Source organism: Geodermatophilus maliterrae (assembly GCF_041018925.1).
GTDB classification, from domain to species: Bacteria; Actinomycetota; Actinomycetes; order Mycobacteriales; family Geodermatophilaceae; genus Geodermatophilus; species Geodermatophilus maliterrae.
On the sequence record NZ_JBFNXQ010000151.1, the window covers coordinates 1 to 8,824 of the forward strand.

Consider the following 8,824-nt stretch of genomic DNA (forward strand, 5'->3'; position numbering starts at 1 on the left):
CGAGCCAATCGTCCGTCCCGGACTCTCCAGGCGGCCGGGCGGCTGGCCCCAAACATCAGGAGGCCCGCCTGACCGCGTTGCCCTCAACCAGTCCAACGGCACCGGGACGACGACACGTACGGCGGTACCCGGCTGCACTCATCGAAGCGGGACCCCCCTTCACCCAAGCCGTCGCGGCTGTCGCAGTCTCCATCGCGGTGTCCTTCGCCGGCCGCAGATTCGTGCCGGGATGGCTCGTCATCGTCGTAGTAGCCGTGTCTGCCGCCCTGCTCGTCATGACCTCGATCTGGGGCTGGCAGGCACGCAAGGACCTCGTCGACCGATCCACGCCGGGTTCGGTCCCCAATCGCAGTCAGAGAACAACGTGGGTGGCGGTACAGGCCGTCCTAGTCCTAGCGGTGGTCGTCGGCGCGAGCGTCATCTTCGTCGCCGGGCTTCAACCGGCACCCTCGCTGGCGTCGGCCTACGACACCCAGGACCCGGAACTCACGATGTGTGCAGGGAGCGCCCAACCGATATCCGGAGACGACCCCCCCGCCGTCCGTGATGACAACGGTCACCAAGTGGGACACCTCGAACTACGGTCAAGCGCAATCTGCGGCACCATCTGGGTAAAGATCATCTTCGAGCCTGGCGAGAACGCTCGCCTGATCGGAGGACAGGTCAGGATCGTGACCAACCGCCCTGCCGACGGGGCATCAGCCCCCTACCTGCTGCCCATCAAGACCGACAGCGGCTTCGGTTACGGGAACATGCTGTCCAACGCCGCAGCGTGCGTGAAGGCGGAGGTCGCGGTGCGAAGGCCCGGGGCGGATGAGTTCGGCCCGACTGCGACCACCCAGTGTCATTAGCTTGACGTGGTCCGGTTCGGCTGTGGCAAGGCCGACTCTTGGCAACGCAGGCGTCTGCTCGGCTGGTGAGCCGGGTCCGCCGCCATCCCGGCTCGCCGAGCGCGAATCAACCTCGACCTGCCAACCGCGTTTTCCCGACGAGCAAGCCCATCTGCGGCCCAGCTCTCGGTGGTTGCAGTTGTGATTGCAGTTGGCCGCGTTCACGGTCGTTCGTAGCCGTACGAGGCAGCATTTTTCCTCTGTCAACCGACTCATAGAACTGTGGCGGACCGTCACGAACGCGATCATGACGGCCTGGCAGTGTGGAGACAGTGCCCATTAAGTCGCAGGAGACGGCGCCTTTGTGAAGCGGGCACGTAGTAGGTTCGTCCTCGACGACTCGACAATCAAATTATCCTCGCACCTGCTTCTGTCGGAGCCTGGCTCTGCTCCGTTTTGAATAGGTAGCATACGTGCTGCTCAAATAGAAGAGCTAAAGGGATGACCGGGTGAGGTCGCGCCAGGGCATCAAAAGAGGAGCGCGGTCTCACTTATTGGTACTTGTTGGATACGATGGGACGCCTTAGGACTGGTCATGTCCGCTGTGTCCCAGCAGCGGGGGGTGAGCTCGACACCTGGCGTTACGACGGCTTAGAAGACGTGGCATTAGTTCATCGAGAGCCGTCGGGCGCAGATGAGGGTGACGGCCAGTCGGGCCAGCGCAGTGATCGTTGAAGCGCTGCGGTCGTAACGCAGGGCCAAGCGTTTGTAGGACAGCAGCCAGCCCAGCGTCCGTTCGACGACCCAGCGGTGCCGTCCGAGGCGGGCGCTGGAGTCCCTGCTGATCCGGGCGATCCGGGCGGTGATCCCACGGCGGCGCAGGTAGCGGCGGACCCGCGGATTGTCATAGCCCTTGTCGCCGTGCAGCTTGCGCGGCCGGCGCCGCGGGTGGCCTCGGCCACCACGCTTGATGGCCGGCATGAAGTCCAGGAGCGGCTCGACGAGCATGCTGTCGTGCCGGTTGGCGGCCGAGACCAGCACGTTGAGCGGCAGTCTTCGGGCGTGGTGTCTGACGGCTACCGCGAGATTTTCATGTCGGTCAGGCGCTGAGCGCCGGGATGTCGGTGGTCGTGTTCACCTCCTCGGTGTCGCCGTTGTCGGTGACCGGGTGCAGGTGGCAGCGGGCCAGCACGTCGAGGCCGAGGTAGCGGCGGTCTTCGGTCCATTCGTCGTGCTGCTCGGCCAGCACCGCGCCGACCAACCGGATTAGGGCGTCCCGGTCGAGGAAGAAGACACCGCACTGACCGGCCGAGGCGGCGCAGATGGCACCGTCGGTGACGGTGGCGCTCCGAAAGCTGCAGGCGACCCTTGATTCTGGACGTCCGCAACGGCAGGCGACCGGGCATGGAGCGGGCCCAGCGAACCGCGGCCGGGCCCGCTCCGTCCTGTGCGGTAACGGGTTCCTCAGGCGTAGGCCGGCGGCAATAACGAACGTCTACGGCTCCACGTAGACGCGCGGGTAGTTGTCCGGCTACGGCTTGTGGTTAGCTACCGTCACCGCGGATCCGTAGGCGGTCGCTACCTGCATGCACCCCACGAGGCGGTCGTAGTACTGGGTGCGGCAGATGCGTCCGAGCATCTGGGTGAAGAACCGGTCCAGGGGTTGCTCGGCGGACTCGGGGAGGATGTGCCGGTCCATCAGCCGGTATCCCAGGTCGTGCACCTGGCATGCGGCCCGGAAGTTGAAGCCGAACGGGTAGCTCGGGTCGCCCATGTGTGGGATCAGGGCGGCCTGCTCTGGAACGGAGCACCCGTCCCACGTCAGTCCGTAAGAGTTCTCCCCATTCGGGCCGACGTCCGCGACCAGGAACGGTCGCTGGGGACCAGTCTGATCCGGCTTCGAAGTGTTGGGGTCTCCGGGATCGGTGGCCATCACCTCGTCCGGCGGCATGCAGTAGCCCCCGAACATCAGCGCATAGACCTCCTCCTCACTGCCGCCCAGGCTGCAATCGGGCCACTGGTCGCCGGCGTCGTCGCTTGACGGTGCACCGCAGACTTCGGGGGTCCAGTCGTTGGCCTGGTGGACGTACGCGGCGGCGACGTAGCTTCCCTCGCCCAGTCGCAGCCAGACCGAGGACTCTCCCTGGGTCCCGGTGACTGACGTGCCGTATAGCAGGCAGTCGACTGTCACCGGCGTAAGGTCCGCGAGCTCGACGCCGGTCTTGGAGGTGTGGAGGCCGGGTCCGCTGCGCACGGTCAGCGGGGTCCCGTCTGTGTCGATGTAGTGGACGCTGTCGGGTGGGGTCATGGTCTCGGGTGTGGAACCTTCGCACGGCATGCCGCCTTGACCGCGGACGTAAGCGCCCGAGACGAAGTCCCCCGAGACAAGCTTGTGCCACAGCTCCGACGGACCACGGGTCCCGTCCACCTTGCTGCCGTACGTCGTGCACACCACGCGGATCGGCTGTCCGTTGTCGTACGACCGGCCGGTCTCGTCGTAGCCAGTGCCCGGCCCAGCCCGGCCGAGAATTGCGCCCCCGCTCGTCTCGACATGCGACACCGTACCGATGGTGGGCTCCGAGTCAACGCCCTGGCGTGCCTCGAGGTGGGATGCGTTGTTGTTCTTGAGCTTGGCGTTCAAATTGCCCTTGAAGCCCGGCTGAACGACCTGAACGGCCACGCCATCGTTATAGTTCGAGTTGTAGTAGATATTGATGGTCTTGCCGGTTCGGTTCCAGACCGAAGCCACGTTGTTTTTGATGCACTCCTCTATCCCATTGCCCGGACCCTTGAATTCGTAGCACGTCGGCTGCTCACTGCCGTAGTCCGGAATCGAGAGTTGCTCAGGGGTGAAGTCGGATACCGACCCCTGAACGTTAGAGTTGTGAAACATACACAACTCCTGCTCCTGGCACTCGCCGTTGCGGCTGGGGCCTGCGGCGCTGGCCGCGGTGGGTGTGAGCATGGTTAGCACCGCGGCGAGGGCCGCGATCAGTGCGCCCGTGCGACCTAGCCATGGGCGGTTCACGGTCGACTGACCCGGGTCGAGGTGCTGAGCGCTGCCGGAACGGAACATGGCGACCTCTCTCTGCTTCTGCCCTGGAGCGAACCGCTCCTCCGGGCGGGGCCCGCCTCGGGTTCAACCCCGATCCGCACCGCCCTCAAGCGTCTACACGTCCAGCGACGGTCGGGAAGTTGCAGGTGAACGCATGCAACTTTCCGGGCCGCTGTCTCGTGTAGAAGAAGGAGCTAGGAGGAGTCACCATGGAGCCCGACCTCCTCGCCTCGGTTGCTCACCGACCGTCGGGGTACCACTTGCGACGGTTCCCGTGGGAAGGATCTGGCGGGTGCGGAGCCAGGACGAGGCGAAATTCCACGCATACGTGTCGGCGCACCTCAATGTTCTTCGACGCACCGCTTACCTCATGTGCGGGGACTGGCACGAGGCGGACGACTTGGTCCAAGAATCGCTGTGCAAGCTCTACCTCAGTTGGACGAAGATACGAACCGAGATTGACCTCCACCCGTACGTTCGCCAGATTCTGGTCCGTTCCTTCATCGACGTCCGACGCAGCGCCAGATGGCGACGGGAGGACCGTTCCGGTGTGGTCCCAGAGAGGGGATACGACCCGACGCCCGACGGTCACAGCGACGTTGTCCGCGCTGCGCTCGATCAACTGGCTCCATCCATGCGAGCGATGCTGGTTCTCCGCTACTTCGAGGACCTGTCGATCGAGGAAACCGCTGCGGTGATGAAATGCAGCATCGGCAACGTCAAGAGTCAAACAGCCCGCGCATTAAGTCGGATACGGGTGCTGATGGTTGAGGAAGGTTGGTAAAATGGCTTCCGAACAGGATATCGTTCGAAAATTGTTAGAGCACCTGGTGCAGGATGAACCGCCTTCATCGATACAGGTTGGGGACGTCGTCCAAGCTGGTAGGCGCGCAGTCCGGAAACGACGAATTCGCGCCGTAGTACTCGGGTCCATATTAGCTGTTGCCGCTATTGCATTCCCTGCCGTCAGCGGCACTTGGTTCAGCGCCCCTTCTGAGAATGTCCAGGCGCAACTTGATCCCGATTTGACGGACGAAGAGCGACCCCTCGCTACCGCGCCGCCGCTGCCCGAAGCCGGGCAGCGGCAGGCGCAGTATCGCTCCTCAAGCGAGACTGTATGTGGTCCAGGGTTCTCCGTAATTGGTCAGGTTTCTCTGGGGGACCTTGGCGCCGTGAATCTCCTATGGGACGGCAGCCAAAAGTGCGTGACGACCATCAAGACGAGAGACGTCGGGACATCCACGGCAGCGTCGGCTTACCTTGAGCCTGAGGGCAAGGTGCGCGACGAGGATTCCGGTCAGTACACGCATTACGCTGGCCCGGTGACAGCTATTGCTCCCGGATGCGTGAGATGGGGCGGATCCATCGGCGATCAGCGCTACGACAGCGAGCTCGAACATTGCAGCAGCTGATGGTCACTTGCTCGTGCCTGACCCGCGCACTCCTCAAAGCGACGCGCGGGCCGTCGCCACGGCCTCCCTTCCCACCGCGGATGGGCGCCTGACCCGCGAGTTGACAGTTCGTGTGCAACGTGCCAGCCCGGGTGCCCAGAGCAGTGCCGAGTTGTTCGCCGCGGCGATCCCCACGACGTTCGCCGCAGCAGGACGCCGAGGACCTGGACTCCCAGCACCACTCATCGCCGGCATGCCAGGCCCGCAGTTCCCTCAGGTCGAGACCATGCCCCGCGACGCCGATGAGACGACTAGGATGCGGGCGCACATTAATGGAGAAAGACCAAAGGGTGGGGACCGGCGGGCCCGAGGCAACAGCGGGTCCTCGTTATCGCGCGCCGCTGGGTCGTCGAGCGCACCAACCTTTGGCTCAACGACCCAGTCGGCATCCAAGCCGCTGACCTGCAAAGCAGGTGTCAACCGACGGCTGCCAAGCAGCGTCATTCGTCGTCTTCCCGCTCTCCGGAGGCGGGTGCCGGACCCCCGCGTCACGGAGGACGCGGATAGTCCGCCGAGAACTCACCTCGCTTCCCCACAACCAGCTCGCCTCCGGCGGCCGGTGCAGCTGGAGAGCTCCTGTGGGGATGGGGCTGTTGTCCCCTCCAGAGCGCCGCTGAGGAGGGCGTCGATGAGGGTCGAGCGCACGTCTACGGATGGCAGCGATGGAGACCGTGCGGCTCTCATCCTCTGCCGCTGCAGTCAGCGTCGGTGACAGGGGCAGTGCGTGTGCGTTGTCCGTCATCAGGAGGCGCATCACCCAGCCGACTCCGAGCGGCGCAGACGAGCAGGGCCGGCGACCGATTCCCCAATCCATGGTGAGTAAGCCTGCTGAGGTCCGAACGGCCGTGCCCGCTACGTGCCCGTAGTACGGGCACGTAGCGGCTAGTGACGGTAGCCACCGGTCTCAACAATACCAGGGTTGACCTGCGAGAATGGTTGATCGGTGTTGGTTCGGAAGGTGCCTGTATCAGGCTTGAAATCTGCTAGCCATTGAGCAATGTCGCAGCTCAGAGCCCCGCTTGTTCCCCCGTCGGGGACGTCGTGCACCAGCTGTGCAACATCGGTGCTGGCCGCACGTCAGCGTCCGGGAGCGGATCGCGTAGGAAGATGCCATGGGTGACGTGCGGGTCCCGGCGCTGGCCACCCTGTTGGCGGCGTTCGTCGCGGTCGCCGGCTCGATGTTCGTGGTCTGGCGCAGTGGCCATCAGCAGCGGCGCCTGCAGCTGCGGGAGTTCGCCGACCGGGCCACTGCCCGAGAGGCTCAGTGGGCCGAGGAACGCGCTCGGGGTGCTCGTGCTGCCGAGGTTGATGCCTGCGTGCAGTTCGACGCCGCGGTGGCGATTGCCGTGACTCACCTGCGACGCATGGTCGACCTCGTCGGCCGGCCCCGAGTCCGTCGGCGACTCTTCGGCCGCAAGTGGCCTGAGCACTGGAACCGCCAGGTCACCGAGGCAACTGTCGAGTTGGCTGTGCCTCTCTCCGAGGTCCGCATGGCCGCCGGCCCCGCCGTGCGTCAGGCGGTCAACGACGTTGCAACGGCATTCGAGGCCGCTGCAAACGCGGTGAGCACGCTGCCGACGCACATCCCCGAGGTGTTGCTCATGGGGCCGGTCGTAGCTCCGTGGCGCCACCGGGTCGACGCTTCGATCAGCGACGTTCACTCCGCCCGAGATGCCTTGGCGGCCGTCCTCGAGTCCAGCGTCCAGCAGGCCGGGGCTTAGCCGCGCTTCGACAGCAGCGCGGCTAGGTCCTGGTCCCGACTCGCTGCTGCGTGCTGGTAGATCAGCGCTGCTCTGGCGCTGGCGTGGCCAGCGCGGCGCTGCACTTCAGCCAGCGTGCCGCCGAGTTGGGCCGTCAAGGTGAGGCCCGCATGGCGCAGGTCGTGCAGATGGACCTCCGGACCCACCGGCGTCCACGCGGGCGCCGGCCGTCTCCACGAGCCGGATCCAAGGACCTTCGGTTAACGAGCCTTCGCGGTCTCCGTAGTGCGGAAGGTGCTTGCCGGCCCCGTAGTCGTGCTGCACGACGTACTCGACCTGGGCCACCCACCCGCGGTCGTCATCGCACAACAGCCATCGAGGGTTCGGACGTCAGACTCCCCCGAGCTGTGAGGTCGACTGGGAGACGGGCGGCGCGGGGGAGCTGGGTGGCGGCGCCGGCACTGGCGCTGGATAGATCGGCCGTGTGAACGGACCGTCCGGCGTGGTGCCGCCGTCACACTCCAGCGGACGCGGCGCAGCCTCGGTGACCGAGAGGCCCCCGCCTCGCGCGGTGACCGTCGCCACCTCCGCGTCATCGCAGGTGCCGCCGTACGCAAACGTCATCCCGAAGGCGGCGATGAACGGATCCCAGGAACCCTCTGCCGTCGTCATCGCCAATGGAGCCACCTGCACGTTGCCATAGATGTCATGGCCGCTGATCTCGACCACCGTGTCAGCCGGGAAGTCAAGCAGCCCAATCCGGTAGGTCCACTGGCCGTTGCCATAGTCGCGCCACGGGCCGACGAACGCGATGTCCGGCTGGTGCGAATTCTGTGGAACCGGGGCGGGTGCAGACACCGGAGCCGGCACACTTGAGGTCCGCGGAGCGGCACTCGTGCCGCGGGCAGGCGACGAGGACAAGTTTTCGGCTCGAGAGGGTGCGGGCGGAGGTGAAGCTGTCGGCTGTGTCGTAGCACTAGTCGTTGCGGCGCTTGGTGTCGGTGTAGAGGTCGCCGAGCTCGCAGATGGGCGAGCCTCCGCCGTGCCGCTCGACGCCGCAGCAGACGTGTTATCGGCGCCACTTGGGGCGATGACCGCGCCACCCCAGCCGGCCAGGCCCCCCATGAGCACGACGCTGGCGGCGGTGGCGCTGAGCTTCACGCGCCCGTCGAGCTTCCCAAGAGTTCGGCGCACCGGGCCTCTTTCCGTCGAGTCACTGCTGTCCGGACGAGCCGCCGGCAGTTGCCTATCGGCCCACTTAGAGCAGCCTTGAGCCGACGACCGCAGTCGGCCGTACGGATGGCCGTGCACGCGAAACCAGTACAGGCCTCGACACAAACCCCGCTCCACCCTCAGGTTTCATGGCAAGGGCGGGCGGATTAGCGGTGGTCAGCGGGGTCCGGCGGGCGCGGGCGCCTTCGGCGGGCGCGGTGACAGCAGGTGCGCTACGACATCCGGAGCGGCGGCGAGGATGGCGACCTGAGGTGTCGGGACGCCTAGGTCGGCCCCTCGCAGGGAGATTGCAGTCAGGTCCTTCCCCTCCGCGATGCGCTTGAGGTACGCGCGGGCCTTCTGCTTGTTCATGTAGCCAGCACGGTGCCGGCCGGTGGCGTCGAACACCGCGACGGCTCGGTCGTCGTGCGGGTTGTCCGGCTCAGGGACGAGCTGGACGGGCTGGCCGGGGCGGAAGTCCCCGGCCCGGCAACTGTCTCGGTAGTAGGACTCGCCCCGGAGCTGGGAGACCAGCAAGCCCGCTGCTGGCAGCCGCCGGTCCGTTGGACGGACTAG

At 65.8% G+C, this 8,824-nt stretch carries 7 protein-coding genes and 2 pseudogenes; 4 read left to right on the plus strand and 5 right to left on the minus strand.

What is annotated here, in order from left to right; translation table 11 throughout:
- The first annotated feature begins 254 nt into the window (after positions 1–254).
- Complete coding sequence (locus tag ABQ292_RS25255) at positions 255–851, plus strand: DUF2690 domain-containing protein (RefSeq protein WP_369210459.1); 597 nt, start codon at positions 255–257, stop codon at positions 849–851.
- A gap of 645 nt (positions 852–1,496) precedes the next feature.
- Here ABQ292_RS25255 and ABQ292_RS25260 read toward each other — a convergent pair.
- From ABQ292_RS25260 to ABQ292_RS25270, 3 genes and pseudogenes are all read right to left on the minus strand, one after another.
- A pseudogene (locus tag ABQ292_RS25260) lies at positions 1,497–1,955 on the minus strand (transposase); the annotation flags it as partial.
- Positions 1,930–2,118 (minus strand): annotated as a pseudogene (locus tag ABQ292_RS25265) (IS256 family transposase); the annotation flags it as partial. The pseudogenes ABQ292_RS25265 and ABQ292_RS25260, both read right to left, overlap by 26 nt.
- 243 nt (positions 2,119–2,361) lie before the next feature.
- Positions 2,362–3,906, minus strand: coding sequence for a phospholipase A2 (locus ABQ292_RS25270; protein ID WP_369210460.1), 1,545 nt, complete (start codon positions 3,904–3,906; stop codon positions 2,362–2,364).
- A gap of 271 nt (positions 3,907–4,177) precedes the next feature.
- On the opposite strand from ABQ292_RS25270, the gene ABQ292_RS25275 reads away from it, so the two are divergent.
- The 3 genes from ABQ292_RS25275 to ABQ292_RS25285 all read left to right on the plus strand — a co-directional run bounded on the left by ABQ292_RS25275 (position 4,178) and on the right by ABQ292_RS25285 (position 7,057).
- On the plus strand, positions 4,178–4,669 hold the full coding sequence (locus ABQ292_RS25275; RefSeq protein ID WP_369210461.1) for a SigE family RNA polymerase sigma factor: 492 nt from the start codon (positions 4,178–4,180) through the stop codon (positions 4,667–4,669).
- A 1-nt stretch (position 4,670) separates the two neighbouring features.
- On the plus strand, positions 4,671–5,297 hold the full coding sequence (locus tag ABQ292_RS25280; RefSeq protein WP_369210462.1) for a hypothetical protein: 627 nt from the start codon (positions 4,671–4,673) through the stop codon (positions 5,295–5,297).
- 1,151 nt (positions 5,298–6,448) lie between these two features.
- Entirely contained in the window at positions 6,449–7,057 is a 609-nt protein-coding gene (locus tag ABQ292_RS25285) for a hypothetical protein (protein ID WP_369210463.1), read from the plus strand.
- Between the two features lie 369 nt (positions 7,058–7,426).
- On the opposite strand, the gene ABQ292_RS25290 is transcribed toward ABQ292_RS25285, so the two are convergent.
- Both ABQ292_RS25290 and ABQ292_RS25295 read right to left on the minus strand, forming a co-directional pair.
- A complete protein-coding gene (locus ABQ292_RS25290) occupies positions 7,427–7,894 on the minus strand; it encodes a hypothetical protein (RefSeq protein WP_369210464.1) in 468 nt (155 codons plus the stop codon).
- A gap of 531 nt (positions 7,895–8,425) precedes the next feature.
- Positions 8,426–8,824 (minus strand): HIRAN domain-containing protein (locus ABQ292_RS25295; RefSeq protein ID WP_369210465.1); only part of this gene is annotated, 399 nt, incomplete at its 5' end.

Bases quoted from the DNA above. Each gene is read 5' to 3' on its own strand.
- ABQ292_RS25270 (WP_369210460.1), bottom strand. From the start codon at position 3,906: ATGTTCCGTTCCGGCAGCGCTCAGCACCTCGACCCGGGTCAGTCGACC.
- ABQ292_RS25280 (WP_369210462.1), top strand. From the start codon at position 4,671: ATGGCTTCCGAACAGGATATCGTTCGAAAATTGTTAGAGCACCTGGTG.
- ABQ292_RS25285 (WP_369210463.1), top strand. From the start codon at position 6,449: ATGGGTGACGTGCGGGTCCCGGCGCTGGCCACCCTGTTGGCGGCGTTC.